The 22,424-nt window shown below is 68.6% G+C and carries 16 protein-coding genes; 3 read left to right on the top strand and 13 right to left on the bottom strand.

What is annotated here, in order from left to right; translation table 11 throughout:
- Positions 1-73: 73 nt before the first annotated feature.
- From PV772_RS05580 to nirB, 3 genes are read right to left on the bottom strand one after another with little or no spacing between them, the layout of a single operon-like run.
- On the bottom strand, positions 74-1,222 hold the full coding sequence (locus PV772_RS05580) for a uroporphyrinogen-III synthase (protein ID WP_141161124.1): 1,149 nt from the start codon (positions 1,220-1,222) through the stop codon (positions 74-76).
- A gap of 14 nt (positions 1,223-1,236) precedes the next feature.
- On the bottom strand, positions 1,237-2,268 hold the full coding sequence (gene cobA, locus PV772_RS05575; protein ID WP_347885571.1) for a uroporphyrinogen-III C-methyltransferase: 1,032 nt from the start codon (positions 2,266-2,268) through the stop codon (positions 1,237-1,239).
- Positions 2,269-2,270: 2 nt separating this feature from the next.
- Positions 2,271-4,913 carry a nitrite reductase large subunit NirB gene (nirB, locus tag PV772_RS05570; RefSeq protein WP_347885570.1) on the bottom strand — a complete coding sequence of 881 codons (2,643 nt, stop codon included), beginning with the start codon at positions 4,911-4,913 and terminating at the stop codon, positions 2,271-2,273.
- A gap of 259 nt (positions 4,914-5,172) precedes the next feature.
- Between nirB and nirD the strand changes: the two genes are divergently transcribed.
- Positions 5,173-5,553 carry a nitrite reductase small subunit NirD gene (gene nirD, locus PV772_RS05565; RefSeq protein ID WP_141161121.1) on the top strand — a complete coding sequence of 127 codons (381 nt, stop codon included), beginning with the start codon at positions 5,173-5,175 and terminating at the stop codon, positions 5,551-5,553.
- A gap of 78 nt (positions 5,554-5,631) precedes the next feature.
- Here nirD and PV772_RS05560 read toward each other — a convergent pair whose 3' ends face one another.
- Entirely contained in the window at positions 5,632-7,380 is a 1,749-nt protein-coding gene (locus PV772_RS05560) for a phospho-sugar mutase (protein ID WP_347885569.1), read from the bottom strand.
- A 57-nt stretch (positions 7,381-7,437) separates the two neighbouring features.
- Complete coding sequence (locus PV772_RS05555) at positions 7,438-8,256, bottom strand: purine-nucleoside phosphorylase (RefSeq protein WP_141161119.1); 819 nt, start codon at positions 8,254-8,256, stop codon at positions 7,438-7,440.
- Positions 8,257-8,360: 104 nt separating this feature from the next.
- On the opposite strand from PV772_RS05555, the gene PV772_RS05550 reads away from it, so the two are divergent.
- Complete coding sequence (locus tag PV772_RS05550; RefSeq protein WP_141161118.1) at positions 8,361-9,776, top strand: NAD(P)H-quinone dehydrogenase; 1,416 nt, start codon at positions 8,361-8,363, stop codon at positions 9,774-9,776.
- 190 nt (positions 9,777-9,966) lie between these two features.
- Here the strand turns inward: PV772_RS05550 and PV772_RS05545 are convergent, their stop codons facing one another.
- The 4 genes from PV772_RS05545 to PV772_RS05530 all read right to left on the bottom strand — a co-directional run bounded on the left by PV772_RS05545 (position 9,967) and on the right by PV772_RS05530 (position 16,809).
- On the bottom strand, positions 9,967-11,424 hold the full coding sequence (locus PV772_RS05545) for a benzaldehyde dehydrogenase (RefSeq protein WP_347885568.1): 1,458 nt from the start codon (positions 11,422-11,424) through the stop codon (positions 9,967-9,969).
- 195 nt (positions 11,425-11,619) lie between these two features.
- Positions 11,620-13,179, bottom strand: coding sequence for an FAD-dependent oxidoreductase (locus tag PV772_RS05540; protein ID WP_347885567.1), 1,560 nt, complete (start codon positions 13,177-13,179; stop codon positions 11,620-11,622).
- Positions 13,176-15,386, bottom strand: coding sequence for a molybdopterin oxidoreductase family protein (locus tag PV772_RS05535; protein WP_347885566.1), 2,211 nt, complete (start codon positions 15,384-15,386; stop codon positions 13,176-13,178). The genes PV772_RS05540 and PV772_RS05535 overlap by 4 nt, the downstream gene beginning before the upstream one ends.
- A 1-nt stretch (position 15,387) precedes the next feature.
- On the bottom strand, positions 15,388-16,809 hold the full coding sequence (locus tag PV772_RS05530) for an MFS transporter (RefSeq protein WP_141161108.1): 1,422 nt from the start codon (positions 16,807-16,809) through the stop codon (positions 15,388-15,390).
- A 278-nt stretch (positions 16,810-17,087) separates the two neighbouring features.
- Here PV772_RS05530 and PV772_RS05525 point away from each other — a divergent pair, with 278 nt between their 5' ends.
- A complete protein-coding gene (locus PV772_RS05525; protein ID WP_141181081.1) occupies positions 17,088-18,497 on the top strand; it encodes an MFS transporter in 1,410 nt (469 codons plus the stop codon).
- Between the two features lie 56 nt (positions 18,498-18,553).
- Here PV772_RS05525 and PV772_RS05520 read toward each other — a convergent pair whose 3' ends face one another.
- From PV772_RS05520 to PV772_RS05505, 4 genes are all read right to left on the bottom strand, one after another.
- Entirely contained in the window at positions 18,554-19,285 is a 732-nt protein-coding gene (locus tag PV772_RS05520) for a glutamine amidotransferase (protein WP_347885565.1), read from the bottom strand.
- Between the two features lie 107 nt (positions 19,286-19,392).
- The gene (locus PV772_RS05515) at positions 19,393-19,830 is read right to left on the bottom strand and encodes a nuclear transport factor 2 family protein (protein WP_141161105.1); all 438 of its coding nucleotides are present in this window, start codon (positions 19,828-19,830) and stop codon (positions 19,393-19,395) included.
- 8 nt (positions 19,831-19,838) lie between these two features.
- Complete coding sequence (locus PV772_RS05510) at positions 19,839-21,635, bottom strand: biotin carboxylase N-terminal domain-containing protein (RefSeq protein WP_347885586.1); 1,797 nt, start codon at positions 21,633-21,635, stop codon at positions 19,839-19,841.
- 142 nt (positions 21,636-21,777) lie between these two features.
- Positions 21,778-22,422: a nucleoside triphosphate pyrophosphatase gene (locus PV772_RS05505; RefSeq protein WP_141181083.1), complete on the bottom strand. Its 645-nt coding sequence runs from the start codon at positions 22,420-22,422 to the stop codon at positions 21,778-21,780.
- Positions 22,423-22,424 lie beyond the last annotated feature (2 nt).

Genomic DNA, 22,424 nt, shown 5'->3' with positions numbered 1-22,424 from the left:
CTGTGTGTGGTAACCACCAACCTAAGAGGTCTTCACCTATTCACGACGTAACCAACGTCCTGACTCAGTACACCTAGACCCGGATCCGGTACCCGCGCTTCACCACGGTTTCAATCAGCTTGCCGTCCGGCAGCGAGGACCGCAGGCGGCTCACGGTCATGTCCAGGGCGTGCACCGAGCCGCGCAGCTCCAGCAGGTCGGACAGCGATTCGCGGGACAGGACCGCGCCGCCGGCGCCCAGCAGTGCACGCAGGAGCAGCAGGGGAGCGGGCGCCAGTTCCACCTGCTGGCCGTCGATGCGCAGGCTGCGTCCCCGCAGTTCGATGCTTCCGGAGCGGGTATCCAGCCGCCGGACGTGGTTCAGCGCCAGGTGCTCGCACACCAGCCGGATCAGCGCACCCATCCGGAAGCGCTCCGGGATCAGCGGCGTTATGCCCGCGTCCAGCAGGGGCTGGGCCGTGACGGGACCCACCACGGCCGTGGTGACATTCAGTTTCAGGCTCTCCACCAGCTGCTTGTAGAGCCCCATCTCATGGGCCGTGCTCCACATGGCGTCCACGGCGGGGGCGCTGGTGAAGGTCAGGACGTCCAGGTTCCCGGTGCAGGCGGCGTCGATGAGCCGCGGAAGCCGGTCCTCGCCGTCGGGCTTGACCCAGCGGTAGGGCGTGACGGTCAGGACGGTGGCGCCGGACATCCGCAGCCGTTCGATCTGGCGGACGTCGGTGTAGCCATGCAGCTGCATGGCCACAGTCTTGCCCCGGACGCCTTCAGCCAGGAGCATGTCCACCAGGGTGGAGGTGGTTTCGTCGCTGCTGATCCCGACGTCGGCAAGGCCGGCAGCGCGCACCGCACCGCGGGCCTTTGGTCCACGGACGAACATGCGGCAGCTGCCCAGCGTTTCCAGCAGTTCGTCACCAATTCCGAAGGAATCCGCGGCCTCGCACCAGCGGCGCATGCCATACGCCGTGGTCGCGATGCAGAGATCGGGCTTGGCGGCGATGATGGCCCGCGTGTCCTCGATGAGGCGCATGTCCTCCTGGACCGGGGCGATCTTCAGCGCAGGGGCGTGCAGCACTTCGGCGCCGCGCCGTTCCAGGGCTTCGATGAGGTCGCGGGAGCGCCGGTCCGAGGTGACGCCGATGCGGAATCCCTCCAGCGGCGACTCCGCGGCGTCAGTGGCTTCTTCAGCCTGCGTGGGTTCGGCCGGTGCAAGTGCAGTCATGGGGGTCAATCCTTTCATGATCCCAGCAGCGAGGCTGCCAGCCTGTCCAGGTCGGCTGCCGCGCCGGCGTGCTGCCGGTTGGCTTCCGCCACCCGCACCACTTCACCGATGACCAGTACGGCCGGGTTGCTGCAGCCGGCCGCGGCCGAGGTGATGGTGCCGAGGTCTGCGATGGTGGTGCGCTGGCCCGGCCGGTACCCGCGTTCCACCACGGCCATGGGCATGTCCGGGCGCATGCCGGCGCGGCGCAGCCCTGCCGCAAGCTGGTGGAGGGTGCCAATGCCCATCAGCACCACGATGGTGCCGCCCAGCCCGGCAAGGTGGTGGTGCTCCTCTTCGGTAAGCGGTGCATGCCCGGAAACCACAGTGAAAATGTGGCTGACTTCCCGGTGGGTGACCGGGATGCCGGCCGCGGCCGGGACGGAGATGGCGCTGGTAACGCCGGACACCACGTGCACTTTGACGCCGGCGGCCACGCACGCGGCAACTTCCTCTCCGCCCCGGCCGAAGACGTACGGGTCCCCGCCCTTGAGGCGCACCACGTTGTTGCCGGCCAGGGCGCTTTCGACCATCAGTTTTTCGATGTCCGACTGGCTGACTTTGTGGTGCCCGGGCTTCTTTCCGACGTCCACGAGTTCGCCGGAGGTCAGCAGCGGCAGTTCCTGGTACGGGGCCAGCCGGTCGTAGAAGACGACGTCGGCATCGCGGAGTGCCTTGACCGCAGCCACGGTGAGCAGGTCACCGGTGCCGGGGCCGCCGCCCACCAGGGTGACGTGGCCGGCCGGGCCGGCGGCGGGCTCGGCAGCGACAGGGATGCCGGCGTGCCGGCAGCGGTCCAGGAAGGCGTCCCAGCCGTGCTGTCCGTCCTCGACGGCGGCGACCAGGAACAGCCGCTCCGGCACGTGGACGAGCCGCGCCTCGGCGGGGCTTCCAAGGCGGTGGACGACGGCGCCCGCGGCTTCGTACCGGCGTACCGCCTGCCGCGCGGCATCAGGGGCGCCGGCCACCAGGACGTTCCGGCCGGTGAGGTCGATACTGAGCTGCATGGTTATGCCTCGTTTCCAGGGGTTTCCGTGGTGGCGGAGCGGACCGGGATGGAAGCACCGATCAGGACCTTGCCTCTTTCCTCCGGGGTGGCGGGGCGCATCTGGCCGCGCTCATCCGGGACGAAGGTGATGGAGTCGTCCTTCTGGTCGGGTGCATTGACGAAGGAACGGAACCGGCGCAGGCGTTCGGGGTCCTTGAGGGTGTCGGCCCATTCATCCACGTACGTGTCCACGTGCTTGGCCATCGCGGCTTCCAGGTCCTCGGCGATTCCCAGGGTGTCCTTCACCACCACGTCCTCGACGTGCTTGATGCCGCCGTCGAGCTCTTCCTGCCAGCGGGCCGTGCGCTGCAGGCGGTCGGCCGTGCGGATGTAGTACATGAAGTAGCGGTCGATGTACTTGATCAGGGTTTCGTCGTCCAGGTCCTTGGCCAGCAGCTGGGCGTGGGCGGGGGTGGCCCCGCCGTTGCCGCCGACGTAGAGGTTCCAGCCGTCGGCGGTGGCGATGACGCCCACGTCCTTGCCGCGGGCCTCGGCGCATTCGCGGGCGCAGCCGGAGACGCCCATCTTGAGCTTGTGCGGGCTCCGCAGGCCGCGGTAGCGCAGCTCCAGCTGGATGGCCATGGCCACCGAGTCCTGGACACCGAACCGGCACCAGGTGGACCCGACGCAGGACTTCACGGTGCGCAGGCTCTTGCCGTAGGCCTGGCCGGATTCAAAACCGGCGTCCACCAGTTCCTTCCAGATCTCCGGGAGCTGTTCCAGCCGGGCGCCGAACATGTCGATCCGCTGGCCGCCGGTGATCTTGGTGTACAGGTTGTATTTTTCGGCGACGGCGGCGATGACGCCGAGCTTCTTCGGAGTGATCTCGCCGCCGGCGATGCGGGGGACCACCGAGTAGGTGCCGTCCTTCTGCATGTTGGCCAGGGCGCGGTCGTTGGTGTCCTGCAGCGTGCCGCGGCCGGCGTCCAGGACGTAGGCGCTGTTCTGGCTGGCCAGGATGTTGGCGATGGTGGGCTTGCAGATGTCGCAGCCCGCGCCGGTGCCGTACTTGGCCATGATCTCCTCGAAGGAGGTCAGCTCCAGGACGCGGATGGCATCGAACAGCTCCTGCCGGGACAGTTCAATGTGCTCGCACAGGGCCTTGGAGACCTCGACGCCGGACTTGGTCAGCTCGGTTTCCAGCAGCTTCTTCAGCATCGGCACACAGGAGCCGCACTGGGTGCCGGCGCGGGTGCAGCCCTTCAGCTCACCGAGTTCCTGGACGGGGGCATTGCCCTCGCAGGCGCCGCAGCCGTTGATGGCGTCGCGGATGGTCCCCGCGGTGACGTTGTTGCAGGAGCACAGGGTGGCGTCGTCGGGAAGCTCGGTTTCGGGAGCCTCGCCGCCGCCCGCCGCGGAGAGGAAGGCGCCGGGCTCGGCCGGAAGTTCGCGGCCCAGGAGCGGGCGCAGGCTCATGTACGGCGAGGCGTCGCCGACGAAGATGCCCCCCAGGAGGGTTTTGGCGTCATCGGTGGTGACGATCTTCTGGTAGACCCCGCGGGCGGGGTCGGCGTAGACGATTTCCAGGGCGCGTTCGGTCCGGGCGAAGGCGTCGCCGAAGCTCGCAACGTCCACGCCGGAGAGCTTGAGTTTGGTGGCGGTGTCGAAGCCGGGGAACGTGGCGTCGCCGCCGTGGAGCCGGTCGGCCACGATCTCGGCCATGGTGTTCGCGGGGGCCACCAGGCCAAGGCACATGCCGCCGAAGTTGGCCACCTCGCCGATGGCCCAGATGCCCGGTACTTCGGTGGCGCAGAAATCGTTGATGACCACCCCGCCGCGGGGGCCCAGGCTGAAGAGCTGGTCTTCGCCCTCAGCGGCGCGGAAGAGTTCGTCGCGGGGTTTGACGCCGACGGCGACAATCACCAGGTCTGCCGGGATGACGCGCTCGTCAGCCATCAGGACTCCGGTGACCTGGCCGTCGTCATCCGTCAGAATTTCGGACGGGAACACGCCGCCGTGGACTTCGAAGCCCTTGGCCGCGATGAGCCGGCCCAGGGCCTGGCCGGCGCCCTCGTCCAGCTGCGTGTTCATGAGCCAGGGCGCACCGTTGATGACCACGGGGGTGGCGCCGAGCTGCTCGGTGCCGGCGGCCGACTCGAGGCCCAGGAGCCCGCCGCCGATGGTCACCGCGTTGATCTTGCGGCCAAGCTTTGCCGTCAGTTCGGCAATGGCTTTGTTGATGGCCCACACGTCCTCGAGCGTCCGGTACACGTGGGCGTGCTCACCGCCGGGGATGGGCAGGCGCACAGCGTCCGAGCCCGTGGCCACCACCAGTTCGTCATATTCGTACGTGTTGCCGGCGGCCGTCTCCACGGTCCTGGCGTCGGCGTTGACCTTCACGACGCGCTCGCCGGTCTTCAGGGCCAATGACCCGTGGTCCCACATGGAAGCGGTACCCAGGGTCAGGTCCACGCCGGCATCGGTGAGGGCCTTGGAAAGTGCCACCCGGTCGTAGGGGAGGTGCGCTTCCTCGGTGAGGACCGTGACATGCCAGCCGTCGAGGCCGCGGGCATGCATGGCGTCCGCAAAACGGTGGGCCGCGGGGCCGCCGCCGGCGACGACGATGCGGCGCGGTGTCTCTGTGCTTGAAGTCTGTTCGGTCACTGTGGGCCTTTCGCATGGGCCGCAGACGGTGCTCTGCAGCTTGTGCCTCCAGCCTAGGAAGGGGCAGTTTCGCCTCAGTTTCCCATTTGTTTCGTCAACTTAACTTCTGCATCACGAACGCATTTCCGCCCGCGTTAGGTCTCTTTTACGCGCCGGACACATTCACCGCACCCCTTTGAAACACCCGGACCATAGCGTGGGACACGGCCGCAAAAGCTGCCAATGCAAGGGACAACAGGCACAGGGAAAGGAGCCGGACATGACGGCAACACTTGAACTTGGGGCGCTCGCCGCCGAATCAGACACCGCCGGGTTCGGGACCGGCTGGCACCGTGTCTGCATGGTGGATGACCTCGAACCGGCATGGGGTGAGGCAGCACTGGTGGCAGGCCGCCAGGTGGCGCTCTTCCGCACCGGCCCCAGCGAAGTCTTCGCCGTGGCGCACCAGGACCCGGCCACGGGAGCCCACGTCATGGCCCGCGGCATCCTCGGTTCCAAGGGGACCCGCCCCACCATCTCCTCACCGTTGCACAAGGAGGTCTACGACCTCGAAACCGGTGAATGCTTCACGGCCCCGGGCCTGCGGCTGGCAGCCTTCGGCACCCGGGTCAGGGACGGCGTCGTCGAGGTGCAGCTCTGACGCAGGGGAACCCATAAAAACAAAGGAGCAGGTGCCGGGCGTGCAGGAAGCCCGGCACCTTTTGGTAGCTGGGGCCGGCTACAGGCCCAGTGCCTCGCTGACGTCGTGGCGGACCTCATCCAGCGACGCGCGTGCCGCCTGGCGTGCCGCCGGCAGCTCCGCCGCGGAACCCACCTGGTGGATGACCTCCAGGTAGCACTTGAGCTTCGGTTCGGTGCCGCTGGGCCGGATGATCACGCGGGTCAGGTTCCGGGTGATGTAGAGCAGGCCCTCCGTGGGCGGCAGCTGCGCGCTGCCTTCAGCCAGGTCCGTGAAGACCTCCACGGCCGACTGCCCGAACGACTCCGGCGGGGAAACCCGCAGGCGGTTCATCATGGCGTCCAGCAGTCCCAGGTCGGCGACCCTGATGCTGAGCTGGTCGCTGGCATGCAGGCCGTGCTGGAGGTACAGCTCGTCCAGGGTGTCGAAGACCGTCTTGCCCGCGGCTTTGGCGGTGGCTGCGAGTTCGGCAATCAGGACTGCGGCGGAAATGCCGTCCTTGTCCTTGACCTGCTCCGGCGCCACACAGTAGCCCAGCGCCTCCTCATAGCCGTAGACCAGCCCGGGGACCCGGGAAATCCACTTGAATCCGGTCAAAGTCTCCTCGTGGGCCAGCCCGGCCGCCGCGGCGATCCGTGCCAGCAGGCGCGAGGAAACAATCGAATTGGCGAACACGCCGCGGCCGTCCGTCTCCACTGCGGTGTCACCGTCGGCGAGCCGGGCCACCATGTGGGCGCCCAGCAGGGAGCCCACTTCGTCGCCCCGGAGCATGCGCCACGCCCCGGTATCGGGGTCCTTTGCCGCCACGGCAGCCCGGTCCGCGTCGGGGTCGTTGGCGATGACGAGGTCGGCGTCCAGCCGTTCCGCTGCTTCCAGGGCAAGGTCCAGTGCTCCGGGTTCCTCCGGGTTGGGGAAGCTGACCGTGGGGAAATCGGGGTCCGGGTCGGCCTGTTCGGCCACCACGGTGACGTCCGTGAAACCTGCCGCCTTCAGCACTTCCTGCGCTGTTCCGCCGCCCACGCCGTGAAGCGGTGTCAGGACAATCCGGAGGTCCCGTGCCGGAAAGCGGCCGGGCATGGCGAGTGCCGCCGTCGACCGCTGGTAGTTGGCGGCGAGCGAACTGTCCAGGACAGTCCAGCCATCTGCTGCCAGCGCGATGGAGTCCAGGGTCCCCACGGCGTTGATGCGCGCGGCGATTTCGGCGTCGTACGGTGCCACGATCTGGGCGCCGTCGCCATCTGCCGGCACGGCGTGCCGCCCCAAGTACACCTTGTACCCGTTGTCCTGCGGCGGATTGTGGCTGGCGGTGACCATGACGCCGCCGTCGCAGTCCAGGGCGCGGACGGCAAAGGCCAGCAGGGGAGTGGGGAGGGCTGCCGGCAGCATGAACGTCTCGATGCCGGCAGCGGTGAAGATCGCGGCGGTTTCGGCCGCAAAGATGTCCGAGTTGTGGCGGGCGTCATAGCCGACGACGGCGCGCGGCCGGGTGCCCGCGGCAGCCTTGGATACGGCGTCCACCAGGAACGCCGCGAGTCCGGCAGCTGCGCGGCGGACCACCACCCGGTTCATCCGGTTCGGCCCTGGGCCCAGCGCGGCCCGCAGTCCCGCGGTGCCGAACTGCAGTATGCCGCGGAAGCTGTCTTCCAGTTCCTGCCGGGCCGCCGGATCGCCGTCCTCCGCAAGGCGGACCAGCTCGAGGAGCGATGCCTTCGTTGCGGGGTCCGGGTCCTGGGCAGCCCAATCGCGGGCTTCGGCGAGCAGGCGAAGTTCGGCATCGGAAGACGTCATGGGCATAACGCTATCGTCATTGCCCGCCCACGTGGCGCACCCCGGGCGGCTGGCCCGCTAGAGCCGGGCGATGATGCCGGCCAGCAGCCTGGAAATGCGCGGGCCCGCCGCCTGGCCGGACTCGATGACTTCCTGGTGGCTGAGCGGCTGGGGGCTGATGCCTGCCGCAAGGTTGGTGACCAGCGAAATGCCGAACACTTCCATGCCGGCATGACGCCCCGCGATGGCCTCCAGCGCCGTCGACATCCCGATCAGGTCCGCGCCGATCCGCTTGGCGTACTGCACCTCGGCAGGGGTTTCGTAGTGGGGGCCGGGGAACTGTGCGTAGACGCCCTCGTCCAGGGTGGTGTCCACTTCCCGGGCCAGCCCGCGGATCCTGGGCGAATAGAGGTCCGTCAGGTCCACGAAGGTGGCGCCTTCCAGCGGTGAGGCGGCGGTGAGGTTGATGTGGTCCCGGATCAGGACCGGCGTGCCGGGCGTCCAGTCCTCGTTGAGGCCGCCGCAGCCGTTGGTCAGGACCAGGGTGCTGCACCCGGCGGCGGCTGCGGTGCGGATACCGTGCACCACGGCGCGGACGCCCTTGCCCTCGTAGTAGTGCGTGCGGGCGCCCAGGACCAGTGCCCGTTTTCCTTCCTTCGTCAGGATGGAACGGATGGTGCCCACATGGCCCTCCACGGCCGGGGCGTGGAAGCCGGGGACTTCCTCTGCTGACAGGGTGGCGGTGGTCTCGCCGATCAGGTCGGCGGCTTCGCCCCACCCGGAGCCAAGGACCAGGGCGGTGTCGTGGCGGTCCACGCCCGTTTCTTCCGCGATGTAGTCCGCGGCGGCGCGGGCGGCGGCGAACGGGTCGGTGTTCAGGAAGTCTGTTGTACTCACCAGTACAAGTTATCCTGCCGCCCCTGTTGCCCCGGTCACGGCAGGCCCGGAAAGCACCCTGATTTCTTGGTGGTCGGGCCGTCAATGGGAGAGAATGGATGACTGTGACTACGCATCCAGATTTCAGTTCCCCCCGGATCGCAATCCTGGGAGGTGGTCCCGGCGGATACGAAGCTGCCATGGTGGCCGCCTCGCTGGGGGCAACGGTCACCGTGATCGAGCGTGCCGGGCTCGGCGGATCCGCGGTGCTGACCGACGTAGTCCCCTCCAAGACCCTCATTGCCACGGCTGACCTGATGACCCGGGTTGCAGAGGCCGGCGAGCTGGGAGTGAAGTTCGACGTCGACGGCGGCGACTTCGTCCCGGTGATGCACGCCGACCTCAAGCACATCAACCACCGCCTCCTGAACCTCGCCCGCAACCAGTCCCGGGATATCCGCGACGGCCTGGAGAAGCAGGGCGTGCGGATCATCGAAGGCTCCGGACGGCTCCTTGACAGCCACCGGATCGAGGTCCTGACCGCTGACGGTTCCGAGACCGTCGAGGCCGACACCATCCTGCTGGCCGTCGGTGCGCACCCCCGCGAGCTGGAAACGGCACGTCCGGACGGTGAACGGATCCTGAACTGGACCCAGATCTACAACCTTGACGAGCTGCCCGAGGAGCTCATCGTGGTGGGGTCCGGCGTCACCGGCGCCGAATTCGCATCCGCTTACAACGGCCTGGGCTCCAAGGTCACGCTGGTTTCCAGCCGCGACCGCGTGCTGCCTGGCTCGGACGTCGACGCCGCCGTCGTCCTGGAGGAAGTCTTCGAACGCCGCGGTGTGCGGGTCCTGTCCCGCTCCCGTGCCCAAACCGTGGAACGCACGGACGACGGCGTGGTGGTCACCCTCTCCGACGGCACCAAGGTGACGGGCAGCCACTGCCTCCTGTGCCTTGGCTCCATCCCCAACACCGCGGGGATCGGCCTGGAGGAGGCGGGCGTGGCCGTCAGCGAAAGCGGCCACATTAAGGTCGACGGCGTCTCCCGCACCACGGCCCCGAACGTCTACGCCGCCGGTGACTGCACCGGCGTCCTGCCGCTCGCCTCGGTTGCTGCCATGCAGGGCCGCATCGCGGTGGCACACTTCATGGGCGACGGCGTCACCCCGCTCAAGCTCCACCAGGTGGCCTCCAATATCTTCACGTCACCGGAAATCGCGAACGTGGGCGTCTCCGAGGCCGAGATCGAGTCCGGTAAGTACCAGGCCGACGTCATCAAGCTCTCCCTGCGCAGCAACGCCCGCGCCAAGATGCGCAACGCCAAGGACGGGTTCGTGAAGATCTTCGCGCGGAAGGGTTCGGGCACTGTCATTGGCGGCGTGGTGGTGGGCCCCAACGCCTCGGAGCTGATCTTCCCCATCTCCATTGCCGTCAAGCAGAAGCTGCACGTGGACGACGTCGCAAGCACGTTCACGGTGTACCCGTCGCTCACCGGATCCATCTCCGAGGCAGCCCGCCGCCTGCACGTCCACATGTAAGGCTTTCTCCGGCAAGCGCGGGGCTGGACCCCTCCGGGCTTTGCTTAGACTCGAACCAGGCGCGGCCGGGAATTTCCTTGAAGTTCCCGGCCGTTCCTGTACCTGCGTCGACGCAGGGAGAAGCTTATGGAACTGCAGTACAGCAAGTGGAGGGCCAGTTCGTGGACCTGGCCAGGTTGCGACAACGGGCCTAGAATGGGTAGGGGGCAATGTCCGGCCGCATGGTGAGCCACTGGATCTCGGTGAAAGACTCCATGTTGGCGTGGTGGCCGCCGATCCGCGAGCCGTTGCCGGAGTTCTTCGTTCCGCCGAAGGGGGAGTTCGCCTCGTCCGAAACGGTCTGTTCGTTGATGTGGACCTTCCCGGAGTCGAGCCGGTCGGCGATGGTCATGGCCAGTCCGACGTCGCCCAGGATCCCGATGGACAGGCCGTACTCATTGTCGTTGGCCAGCGCCACAGCCTCATCCACGGTGGAGAACTTCATCACCGGGGCTACCGGGCCGAAGATTTCGTCCTTCCAGGCGGGGCTGCCGGTGTCCAGGTCAACCAGCACTGCCGGCTGGTAGAACCGGCCATCGTGGGTGCCGCCGGCGGCCAGCCGGGCGCCGGCCCGCACCGCATCCTGGACGATTCCGTCCACCCGCTGCAGTTGCCGTTCGTCAATCACCGGCCCCAAGGCCACGGTGCCGCTCTTCGGATCGCCCACAGGCAGGTGGGCGGCCTTCTCCGACAGCGCGGCGACGTAGTCGTCGTAGATGTCCTCATGCACGATGTGGCGTCCGGCGGCCATGCAGATCTGGCCCTGGTGCATGAATGAGCCGAACGCCGCCGCAGAGGCCGCCTTGGCCACGTCGGCGCCCGGGAGCACAATGAGCGCGTTGTTGCCGCCGAGCTCAAGGTGGGCGCGCTTCAGCAGCCGCCCGGCCGTTTCACCGATCTTCCGGCCGGCCGCCGTCGAGCCTGTAAAAGCGATGACACGGACTTCGGGAGCTTCGACGACGGCGGCCCCGATGTCCGCGCCGCCGGGCAGCAGGGAAAGCAGGCCCTGCGGAAGGCCGGCCTCCTCGAAGATACGCATCAGGGTCACGCCGCCGCAGACCGCTGTCCGGGGGTCAGGCTTGAGCAGCACGCCGTTGCCGAGCGCCAGGGCAGGGGCCACGGCGCGGATGGAAAGGATCAAGGGGAAGTTGAACGGCACGATGACGGAGACGACGCCCACCGGACGGCGCCGGGCGAAGGACCATCGGTTTTCGTTGGACGTGAGGACGTCCCCGGCAGGGAGCGAGGGCAGCGCCGACGCGTCATAGCATTCGTTGGCTGCGATATGCGTTTCCAGCGCTGCCTTGGGCGGAATGCCGCCGGATTCGCGCACGATCCAGTCCTGGACCTCGGCTGCGTGCTCTTCCCAGAGCTGCCCGGCGCGGCGCAGCACCGCGGCCCGGTCCTCGGGGTTGCGGGCGGCCCATTCCTTTTGTGCCTTCGCGCCAGCGGATGCGGCTTCGCGGACGTCCGCGACGGACGCGATGCCGTAACTGCCCAGCTGCCCACCGGTGGCCGGCTCCATGCTGGTGCCGGTACCGCCGCCGCCCGCCCGCCAGCCGTTGAGGTAGATCTTGCCTTCCCAGAGGGCGGGGTCGAGCAGGGACATGGGTGGGTCCTTTCGTTGTTCCGAACGGCAGGCGCCCGGCCCGGAGGAGGGGCGCGGGCCAGTCCCGTCCATCACATGCTGTGCGGACGCCGCCGTCAAGGCCCCGGGGGAGATCAGCGACCACAAGCCCGGCAGCTGCCAGGCCGCGGCCGCCTGGGGCCGCGGCCGTCGGGTTCCCTGGCCGAGCTTGCGAGATTAGGGCAAGGCTGGGGAGAAGTGCTGTTCGATGAGCCCCTTGATGTCCTCATGGCAGCCGCCGCAGCCGGTGCCCGCGCGGGTGGCCTTGGAAACGTCCGCCACGGTGGAGCAGCCGCCGGTTGCGGCGGCAGCGATGGCCGCCCCGCTGACCCCCGCGCACCGGCAGACGGTGCCCGCGGGATCGGCAGCCCCGCCCCCGGGCAGCTGGTCCGGTCCATCCAGGCGCAGGAGCAGTGACCGGTCGGCGGGAAGCTCGGCACCCCGCTCAAAAAGCCCCACGAGTTCGGCGGCGGTCCGGGGCATGCCCACCGCCACCAAGCCTTCCAGCACGCCGCCGCGGGTGGTCATCTTGACGTACCGGCCGTGCTCCGGATCCGCCCACTGGGCGATCTGCAGGCGCGGCCTGCCGTTGACCGCTCCGGCCGTGAGGGCTTCCTCGTCCCACGGTTCGGCGGCGTTGTCCCCGGCCACGGCCAGGTTCATGCCCCGGGCTTTCAGGACCACGACGCCGGGCTGTTCGGGAGCCAGCGCGGGGAGCACGTCGGCTTCCGCTTCCGCCCCTTCGGCCAACAGGGTGAGGTAACCTGCCAGCCATTCGGCCTGCCGCCATCCAGGACCCACCAGGCCGGAGGGACCCTTGGCGTTGCGGCAGGCTGCGCAGCGGGGATCCGGGCAGCGCACCTCTGCGCAGTCGCCAATGGCGAAGATATGCGGCTCGTGATGGGCCCGCAGCCGGTGGTCCACCAGGATCCCGGTGCCGGTGGACAGCCCACACCCCTCGGCCAGCTCCGTCCGCGGACGGACGCCGCAGGAGATGACCAGGAGGTCGCCGTCGATCGCTGAGCCGTCGTCGAGCAGCAAAGCCGAGAACCCGCCGTCGGGCGCGTTGTGCTCAACGCCGGTGGACCGGGCGTTGCCGGCCACGCGGACGCCGCAGCGCCGCAGCCCCGCAGCCAGGACGGCCCCGCCGCCGCGGTCGATGCTGCGGCCCAGCGGGTGCGGGCCGTTGTGGACCACGGTGACCGTGGCGCCTTCCTCCGCGGCCGCCAGCGCCGTTTCCAAGCCGAGGACGCCGCCGCCCAGGACCACCACGCGCTTGCCGCCCGCCACGGCCTGCCGCAGCACTTCCGCGTCGCGCAGGTCGCGCAAGGCCGTGACGCCGGCAGGCAGCACGGGGGAGGAGGGGTCCGGATTGATGCCGGTGAGGTTGGGGATCACGGGCCGGGATCCGGTGGCAAACACCAGCCGGTCGTAGTGCACGGACGCGCCGTCGGACAGAGCCACCTGCTGCCGTGCCCGGTCCACGCGCTTAACCCGGACGCCCAGCCGGACGTCCACGCCCTCCGCAACCAGCTCTGCGCTGTCGGCGAGGGCGAGGGCGTCAGCGGTGGTCCGGCCCACGCCCAGGTCGGCCACCAGGACGCGGTTGTAGGCGGCCTCCGCTTCCTGGCCAACCACCGTGAGCCTGGCGTGTCCGCTGCGCACGGCGGGCAGGAGCTCGTCCACCAGCCGGGCGGCCACGGGGCCGAATCCCACAATGACAATCTGCTCGCTCATGAGGCCTCCGTCGTTTGCAGCATGCGGGCGGATTCGGGTGCGGCCACGGGCCGGACCCATACGGTGTTGAACTTGAACTCGGGCATCCCGGAGACCGGATCTGTCGCGGCTTCCGTCAGCCGGTTGGCGCTTTCGGCCCCGGGAAAGTGGAAGGGCAGGAAGACCGTCTCGGGGCGGATGGCGGTGCTGAGCTCCGCCCGGCACACCACCTCTCCGCGCCCGTTGGACACCGACACCAGCGTTCCGGCGCCGATGCCCATGGCGTCGGCCGCCCCGGGGTGGAGCTGCATCCTAGCCTCGGGCTGCGCGGCGGCCAGCTCGGGGACCCGGCGGGTCTGGGCCCCGGATTGGTAGTGCTCCAGGAGGCGGCCGGTGATGAGGGTCATGGCTGTGCCGGCGGGTTCCGTTGCGTGCCCGGCGGCTTCAGCTGCGGGAGTACGACGGCGGCGCGGCACCACCGGGACCATGACCGCCTTGCCGTCGGGGTGCGCGAAGCCGTCCCTGAACAGGCGGGGCGTTCCGGTGCCGCCCGCAAGGTAGGGCCAGTAGGCGGCCTCGCCGCGGTCCAGCATGGCGTAGTCGATGCCGGAGTAGTCGGCCAGGCCGCCCGCGGAAGCCAGGCGGAGCTCCTCAAAGACAGTTTCCGGGTCCTCGCTGTAGGTGGAGGGGGCGTCCAGGCGCTCGGCCAGGCGGGCCACGATCCAGAGCTCGCTGCGGGCGCCGGCGGGAGGGGAGATGGCGCGGCGGCGGCGCAGCACCCGGCCTTCCAGGTTGGTCAGGGTGCCTTCCTCCTCGGCCCACTGGAGGACTGGAAGAATGAGGTCCGCCTCCGCAGCGGTTTCCGACAGAAAGAAGTCGCACACCACCAGGAAGTCGAGGCTCCGCAGCCCCTTGATGACGGCGTTGGCGTCGGGTGCCGCCACCGCAATGTTGGAGGCGTGGACGAAAAGGCACCGGACGCCGTCGGGCTGGCCCAGTGATTTCAACAGCTGGACTGCGGGCAGGCCGGGCCCCGGGATTGTCTCCTCCGGAACGCCCCAGACTGCGGCGACGTGTGCGCGGGCGGCGGGGTCTGTGATCTTCCGGTAGCCGGGCAGCTGGTCCGCCTTCTGGCCATGCTCCCGGCCGCCCTGGCCATTGCCCTGGCCGGTGAGGGTGCCGTAGCCGCTGCGGGCGGAGCCGGGCAGGCCCAGCAGGAGGCTGAGGTTGATGGCCGCGGTGGCGGTGTCCGTGCCGTCCACGTGCTGTTCCACGCCGCGGCCGGTGAGGATGTAGCTGCCGCCCGCGCGGGCACCGGCGGCGAGCAGGCGGGCGGTTTCGCGGATGAGGTCCGCCGGGACACCGGTGATGGACTGGACGCGTTCGGGCCAGAAGGCGTTTACGCTGCGGACCACGGCGTTGTAGCCCGAGGTGCGCTCCTGGATAAAGGCGGCATCCGCCAGGTTTTCGTGGATGACCACGTGGGAAAGGCCCAACAGGAGGGTGAGGTCGGTGCCCGGGAGGGGCTGCAGGTGGAGCCCGGCGCCGTCGGCCGTGAAGGCCGCGGTGGCGGAACGCCGCGGATCCACCACCACCAGGCCGCCGGCGTCGCGGGCCCCCTGCAGGTGCTGGACGAACGGCGGCATGGTCTCGGCGACGTTGGAGCCGAGCATCAGGATGGTGCTGGCGGTGTCCAGGGCTTCGAGCGGGAAGGGCAGGCCGCGGTCCACGCCGAAAGCGCGCATTCCCGCCGCGGCGGCTGAGGACATGCAGAACCTGCCGTTGTAGTCGATCCGGGAGGTGCCCAGGGCCAGCCGGGCGAACTTGCCCAGCATGTAGGCCTTTTCGTTGGTGAGGCCGCCGCCGCCGAAGACCCCGACGGCGTCGGCACCGTACCGGGCGCGGGCGTCCTTCACTGCCGCGGCGGCGAGGTCCAGGGCCTGGTCCCAGCCGATGGGCCGGTGGACGCCGTCGGCGCCTTTCAACAGGGGGTCGGTGATCCGGCCCGCGTGGCTCAGGAGGCTGGCCGAGGTCCAGCCCTTGCGGCAGAGGCCGCCGCGGTTGGTGGGGAAGTCCCGGCCGGCAACTTCCAGTGCGGGCGCGGGGTTCATGCCAGGCACGGGGCCCGGCCCCGGCTGTGCAGCCGGGGCCAGGTCCGCGGGGGACGTGAGCGTCATGGCGCACTGCAGGGCGCAGTAGGGGCAGTGCGTGGCGGCGCTTTTGGTCATGTTAGACGTGCCCCATCGCGTTCCGGCCGGCGTTGCGGATGTAGCAGGTCCAGCAGACCACCAGCATGAGGACATACGCACCGACGAATCCGTAGAAGGCCGGAGTGTAGGAGCCGCTGGCGGTGCTGGAGGCATTGAGGACCTGTGGGATCACGAAGCCGCCGTAGGCGCCGATCGCCGAGATCAGGCCGAGGGCGGACGATGCGAGCCGCTGGGTGGCCACGGAGCTTGCACCCTGGCGCGCAGCCCGGCTGGACGTGGCGAAGATGACCGGAATCATCCGGTACGTTGCACCGTTGCCGAAGCCGCTGGCAGTGAAAAGCATCAGGAAGAGGACCAGGAAGAGCAGGAAGTTCTTGAGCGGAAGTGTCCAGATCATGGTCAGCGTGATCACGGCCATGGCGGCGAAGGCGGATACAGTCATCCGGGCTCCGCCCATGCGGTCCGCCATGCGTCCGCCGTAGGGGCGGGCCAGGGATCCCACCAGGGGGCCGAGGAACGCCAAGGACAAGGCCACGCTGCCCACGGCGATGGAGGAGAACGCGGGGAAGTAGTCCTTGATCAGCTTGGGGAACACGCCGGCGAAGCCGATGAAGGAGCCGAAAGTGCCGATGTACAGCAGCGCCATGATCCACAGGTGCGGTTCCTTCAGCGCCGCGACCGAACCGGCTACGTCGCCTTTGGCGCTGGTGAGGTTGTTCATGTACTTGAAGGCGCCGAAGGCTGCGAGCAGGATGAGCGGGACCCACATCCAGCCGGCCATCGGAAGGTTGACGGTGCCGGCGGCCAGCAGGGTGATGACGATGGGAACGGCAAGCTGTGCGACGGCGGCGCCCAGGTTCCCGCCGGCGGCGTTCAGGCCCAGCGCCCAGCCTTTTTCCCGGGCCGGGTAGAAGAACGTGATGTTGGCCATGGAGCTGGCGAAGTTGCCGCCGCCGAAGCCGGCCAGGGCAGCCACCAGGAGCATGACGCCGAACGGCGTGCCCGGATTCGAGACGCAGAGGGCCAGCCCGGTGGAGGGGATCAGGAGCAGCAGGGCGGACACGATAGTCCAGTTGCGGCCGCCGAAGCGGGGGACCATGAACGTGTAGGGAATGCGGAGGGTGGCACCCACCAGGCTTGGCATGGAGATGAGCCAGAAGATTTCCGAGGTGGAGAAGGTAAAGCCTGCAGCGGGGAGTTGGACCACCACGATGGACCACAGCTGCCAGACGACGAAGCCGAGGAACTCGGCGAAGATGGACCAGTTCAGGTTGCGGCGGGCGATGGCCCGGCCTGCGGCCTCCCACTGCTCCTTGTTCTCGGCGTCCCAGTTGGCGATCCAGCGGCCGGGGCGGAATTCAAGGGCAGGGGCGTCAGTGGTGCGGGTAGGGCCGGGCTGTGCGCTGGCGGATACGGCATCAACGGTGCGGTCAACAGTCACGGGTTACCTCCTTCGGGGGATGTTGTTCCTCCAAGGTAGGGACGGCTCGTTTCGCGGACGGTCGAGGTTTGTTAACGCGCTGTGACTTTTGCCTATCCGGGGCAGCCGGACGGCGTGAGGCGCCGGCGGGGGTCCGGCATATGGGATCCACAACACAGGTCCGCATTGTGGACGTTTCGTCCATTGACTGGACGTTGGGAAGTAAGATCAAACTCTAACTATTCGAGCCGGGAGGCAGTACTGCCTGCGCCCGGCCGGTCACACGAAAGCGTTTACCCATGTCATCCACCGATACCACCAAGGTGCCTGGTTCGCACCAGCCGGTGAACTCCCGCGGCCGCGTCATCGTGGCAAGCCTGATCGGCACCACCGTGGAGTTCTACGACTTCTACGTCTATGCCACGGCCGCCGTGCTCGTGTTCCCGAAGCTCTTCTTCCCGGGCGCGAACGAAACCACCCAGCTGCTGAGCTCCTTCGCCGTCTTCGGCGTGGCCTTCATCGCCCGCCCCCTCGGCTCGATTGTCTTCGGGCACTTCGGCGACAAGTTCGGCCGCAAGGGAACCCTTGTTGCGTCGCTGCTGACCATGGGCATCGCCACCTTCCTCATCGGCTGCCTTCCCACGGCGCTGGTTCCGGGCTGGGAGTTCTGGGCTCCGGCCATGCTGGTGGTCATGCGCTTCGCCCAGGGCCTGGCCCTCGGCGGCGAGTGGAGCGGCGCGGCCCTGCTGGCCACCGAGAACGCCCCGGCCAACAAGCGCGCCGTCTACGGCACTTTCCCGCAGCTCGGAGCCCCCATTGGCTTCATCATCGCCAACGTCATCTTCCTGGTGGCAAGCTACACGCTGACACCGGAGGCCTTCGCGGCCTGGGGCTGGCGCGTGCCGTTCCTGCTCAGCGCCGTCATGGTGATCCTGGGCCTCTACGTCCGGCTCAAGTTGATCGAAACCCCCGCCTTCACCAAGGTGGTGGAGTCCAACGAGGTAGCCAAGCTGCCGCTGGGACGCGTCTTCAAGTCCAGCTGGCGCCAGCTGATCCTGGGCACCTTCATCATGCTGGCCACCTATGTGCTGTTCTACCTGATGACCACGTTCACGCTGACCTACGGCACCAAGCCCACCCTGGCCGGCGCTCAGGCCGCCGCAGAAAAGGCCGGCAAACCCATGTCCGAAGCCGCCGCCGCAGCGTTCGTTCCCGGCCTGGGCTACTCCCGCAACGACTTCCTCTGGATGCTGATTGCCGGCGTCGTCTTCTTCGGCATCTTCACCCTGGTTTCCGGCCCGCTGGCCGAGAAGCACGGCCGCCGCAAGATGCTGATGGCCGTCACCGCCGGCATCTTCGTGTTCGGCCTGCTGTTCGTCCCCCTGTTCAGCGGCGGCTTCGTGGGCACCATGGGCCTGCTGATCCTCGGTTTCTCCCTCATGGGCCTGACCTTCGGGCCCATGGGGGCGCTGCTGCCGGAACTGTTCCCCACGAACGTCCGCTACACCGGCTCGGCCATCAGCTACAACTTCTCCAGCATCCTGGGTGCCGCGGTGGCCCCGTTCATCGCAGTGGCCCTGTGGGAAGCCGCGAAGGGCAGCCCTGTCCTGGTGGGCGTCTACCTGACGTCCATGGCCGTGCTGACCCTGATCGCGCTGTTCCTGACGCGCGAGACCCGCGACCTTGACTACGAGAACAACGTGGCCTGATTCTCCAACGCCACAATGCCCGGCGCGGCCATCCGGCCCGCCGGGCATTTTCATGCTCACCGGGCGTAGCGGGCCACGAAGTTCTTCAGCACCGCCATGGGCTCGGTGATCGTGAATTGCCGTGCCGCGGCCATGAGCTCTTCAGCTGATTCCGGCGGAAAGTACCCGGCGTCCCGGTAGATATCGATCCGCGTCACCAATCCGTCGGCGTCCAGCTCCGGGTGGAACTGGGTGGCATAAAGGTTGGTCCTGACGCGGAACATGTGGACCGGGCAGGTGGCGGCCCGTGCCAGCAGGACGGCGTGCGGGGGCAGTGAGCGGACGGCTTCCTTGTGCCCGGTCAATGCCGTGAAGGTTTGAGGTACGCCCTGCAGGATGGGGTCCTGGAGGCCTTCGGCGGTCAGTTCCACCTCCACCGCGCCGAGGGGCTCGCCATAGGTCCGGTCGATCACGCCGCCCTGGTGGCTGCCCAAGGTGCCCACCCCGTAGCAGGCGCCAAGGAACGGAAAGTCGCGGGCCACCAGCTGGTCCAGCAGGGCGGCAAGCTCCCGCTCCACCCGGTGCTGGACCGGGGTCTTTTGCTCCGGCGGATCGCTGGAGGTGAACGGGCTGCCGCCGACGATGACGCCGGAATAATCCGCAAGATCCAGCGCGGGCAGGGGAGTGGCCTCAAGCCTGACCCGGCGGAGCTCCCGTTCCTCAAGCCCGCCGTACCTCAGGTAGGCGGCGTATTCATCCTCCGCGGCAGCATTTTCAGCACGTGATGCGAGGAGGAGGAATGGCAGCATGAGCTAAGTCTGCATCCTGGCGGCGCCGCCTGCCACCACAGCCGTGCGCGTGGCAGCGCCGCATAGGTGGATGTCTAGCCGGGGCGGATGGTAGGCCCGGCGAACGCTCAGCCTGTGGGCTGCGCCAGGGAGCGGCGGGACTGGGACCGGGCCGCAGGGTCGGCGTGGCGGTGCACCAGCTTCCAGTAGCCCTCCTCGCGGCGGAAGATGCTGGTCACGCGCAGCGCGAACTCCTCGGTGGCGGCAGCGCCGTCCAGGCGCGCCCGGAAGTGTTCGGTCTCCACCAGGTACGCGGTGTCGCGGGCCGTGTAGGAGGTGACGGTATCGAAGCCGAGCATCTCGCCGTCGCGGAACTGCCGCGCCGCCTGGTCCAGCCGGGCCTCCACCTGGGCCCAGCCGCGGGCTATCCCGCCGAACGGGTTGGCCAGGGTGACGTCGTCCAGCCGGGAGTACAGTTCCTTGATCGGGGCGGTGTTGCCCCGGGTGATCTCGGGAACCGCCTGGTGGTAGCGGGCCACTTCTTCCTGGAAACTTGGTGCCAGCATCCGGCTTCCTAGTCTTCGATCGTGGCGATGATGGCGCCCGCGGACACCGTTTCGCCGGCGGTTGCCGTCAGGCCCGTAATGGTGCCGGACCGGTGCGCGGTGAGGGGCTGCTCCATCTTCATGGCCTCCAGGACCACCACCAGGTCGCCCTCGGACACCACGTCACCGTGCGAAACGGCGACCTTCACGATGGTTCCCTGCATGGGGGAAGTGAGGGCGTTGCCCGTGGCGGCAGCGGGACCTGCGGAACGTGAGCGCTTCTTGGACTTGCCGGGCTTGCCGGCGGCTGCGGCGGTGCTGGGGGTGCCCAGGGATGCCGGGAGCACCACTTCCAGGCGCTTGCCGCCCACCTCGACGACGACGCGCTGGCGTTCGCCGGCGTCGGCCTCTTCTTCCGCGGTGCCGCTGGGTGTCCAGGCGGGGATGTCGTTGACGAAGGCGGTCTCGATCCAGCGGGTGTGGACCTTGAACGGGCCGTCCGCGGGGGCGAAGTCGGGGTTGCTGACCACGGCGAGATCGAACGGGATGACGGTGGGAATGCCCTCGACCACCATTTCCTCCAGGGCACGCCGGGAGCGCTGCAGTGCCTGGGTGCGGGTGGCGCCGGTAACGACCAGCTTCGAGAGCATCGAGTCGAAGTTGCCGCTGATGACGTCGCCCTGCTCCACGCCGGAGTCGATCCGCACGCCGGGCCCGGTGGGGTTCTTCAGGACACTGATGGTGCCGGGGGAGGGCAGGAAGTTCCGGCCCGGGTCCTCGCCGGTGATGCGGAATTCGATGGAGTGGCCGCGGACCTCGGGGTCGCCGTAGCCCAGTTCCTCGCCGCGGGCCAGCCGGAACTGCTCGCGGACCAGGTCGATTCCGGTGACTTCCTCGGAGACGCAATGCTCCACCTGGAGGCGGGTGTTGACCTCAAGGAAGGAAATGGTGCCGTCCTGGCCCACCAGGAATTCGCAGGTCCCCGCGCCCAGGTAGCCGGCTTCCTTCAGGATGGCCTTGGAGGATTCGTAAAGCCGCTGGTTCTGTTCCGGGGTGAGGAACGGGGCCGGGGCCTCCTCCACGAGCTTCTGGTTGCGGCGCTGCAGGGAGCAGTCGCGGGTGGAGACCACCACGACGTTGCCGTGTGCGTCGGCGAGGCATTGGGTCTCAACGTGCCGGGGAGCGTCCAGGAAGCGCTCGATGAAGCACTCGCCGCGGCCGAAGGCGGCTGTGGCTTCACGGACGGCGGATTCGAAGAGCTCGGGGATTTCCTCGCGGGTGCGGGCCACCTTGATACCGCGTCCTCCGCCGCCGAAGGCCGCCTTGATGGCCACGGGCAGGCCGAACTTGTCCACGAATTCCAGGATTTCCTCGGCGGATTCCACGGGGTCTGCGGTGCCGGGGACCTGCGGGGCGCCGACCTTCTCGGCGATGTGGCGGGCCTGGACCTTGTCGCCCAGGGCGGAGATGGCCTCGGGGGAGGGGCCGATCCAGGTGATGCCGGCGGCGATGACCTTGGCGGCGAAATCTGCGTTCTCCGCCAGGAACCCATAGCCGGGGTGGATGGCGTCGGCGCCGGACTGGCGGGCGGCGTCAATGATCTTGTCCATCACCAGGTACGACTCGGCGGCCGTGGTGCCACCCAGGGCATAGGCCTCGTCAGCGAGCCGGACGTGCAGTGCGTCGCGGTCCGGGTCGGCGTAGACAGCCACGGAGGCGATGCCTTCGTCCCGGGCCGCCCGGATGATCCGCACGGCGATTTCGCCGCGGTTGGCGATCAGCACCTTTGTGAGGCTGGGCTGCGTGGTTCCTGCGGACTGCTCCAAATTTGCTGACAAGGCGTCTCCTTCTTTCCTTCAGGGAGCCTAGCGCGGTTTTGGAGGTTCCGCCGATATTACTTGCGGAATCCGCGTGTAAAGCAGCCTTCCTTTGTAGGGAAGCTACAAGGGTGCCTAAAAAAGCACACGCCTACCGCGGCGGCCAGAGATCCGTGATGCGCACATTGGCGGCGGCGAGCAGGCCCCGCAGGGTGGAGACGGAAAGGCCGACGACGGCGTGCGGGTCGCCGTCGACCTTGCGGATGAAAGCGCCGCCCAGGCCGTCGATGGTGAAGGAACCTGCGCAGTGCAGCGGTTCACCGGTGGCGATGTAGGCGTCAATCTCCTCCGGGGCCATGTCCAGGAAGGAAACCTCGGCGGAGGCGACCGCCCCGAGCGTGGCGCCCGAGCCGCGGCCGCCGCCGGCGTCGTCGTCCGTGTCCCGGCAGTCCACCAGCCAGTGCCCGGTGTGCAGCACCCCCGCGCTGCCGCTCATCCGCAGCATCCGGTCGCGGGCGACGTCGGCCGTGTACGGCTTGCCGTGCGCCTCGCCGTCGAACTCGAAGACGGAGTCGCAGCCCAGCACCAGGGCGCCCTCCGCTTCCGGCAGGGATGCGACGGCCTCCGCCTTGGCCCGGGCCAGCAGCAGTGCGGTGTCGTGCGGGTCCGTCACGCCGTACCGTTCCTGGACGGCCGCCTCGTCGACGTCGGAAACCAGCACGGTGTGCCGGATGCCGGCCTCGGCCAGGAGCTTGGTGCGGGCGGGGGACTGGGACGCGAGGATCAGATGGAGCACGG

Source organism: Pseudarthrobacter sp. CC12 (assembly GCF_039907755.1).
Taxonomy (GTDB): domain Bacteria; phylum Actinomycetota; class Actinomycetes; order Actinomycetales; family Micrococcaceae; genus Arthrobacter; species Arthrobacter niigatensis.
The sequence above is the reverse complement of the archived record's forward strand: the minus strand, read 5'-3'. Positions and strand labels throughout refer to the sequence as shown.

Excerpts from the sequence above, each read along its gene's own strand:
- PV772_RS05580 (WP_141161124.1), bottom strand. The coding sequence starts at position 1,222 with ATGACTGCACTTGCACCGGCCGAACCCACGCAGGCTGAAGAAGCCACT.
- cobA (WP_347885571.1), bottom strand. The coding sequence starts at position 2,268 with ATGCAGCTCAGTATCGACCTCACCGGCCGGAACGTCCTGGTGGCCGGC.
- nirD (WP_141161121.1), top strand. The coding sequence starts at position 5,173 with ATGACGGCAACACTTGAACTTGGGGCGCTCGCCGCCGAATCAGACACC.
- PV772_RS05560 (WP_347885569.1), bottom strand. The coding sequence starts at position 7,380 with ATGACGTCTTCCGATGCCGAACTTCGCCTGCTCGCCGAAGCCCGCGAT.
- PV772_RS05545 (WP_347885568.1), bottom strand. The coding sequence starts at position 11,424 with ATGTCCCTGCTCGACCCCGCCCTCTGGGAAGGCAAGATCTACCTCAAC.
- PV772_RS05540 (WP_347885567.1), bottom strand. The coding sequence starts at position 13,179 with ATGAGCGAGCAGATTGTCATTGTGGGATTCGGCCCCGTGGCCGCCCGG.
- PV772_RS05535 (WP_347885566.1), bottom strand. The coding sequence starts at position 15,386 with ATGACCAAAAGCGCCGCCACGCACTGCCCCTACTGCGCCCTGCAGTGC.
- PV772_RS05525 (WP_141181081.1), top strand. The coding sequence starts at position 17,088 with ATGTCATCCACCGATACCACCAAGGTGCCTGGTTCGCACCAGCCGGTG.
- PV772_RS05520 (WP_347885565.1), bottom strand. The coding sequence starts at position 19,285 with ATGCTGCCATTCCTCCTCCTCGCATCACGTGCTGAAAATGCTGCCGCG.
- PV772_RS05515 (WP_141161105.1), bottom strand. The coding sequence starts at position 19,830 with ATGCTGGCACCAAGTTTCCAGGAAGAAGTGGCCCGCTACCACCAGGCG.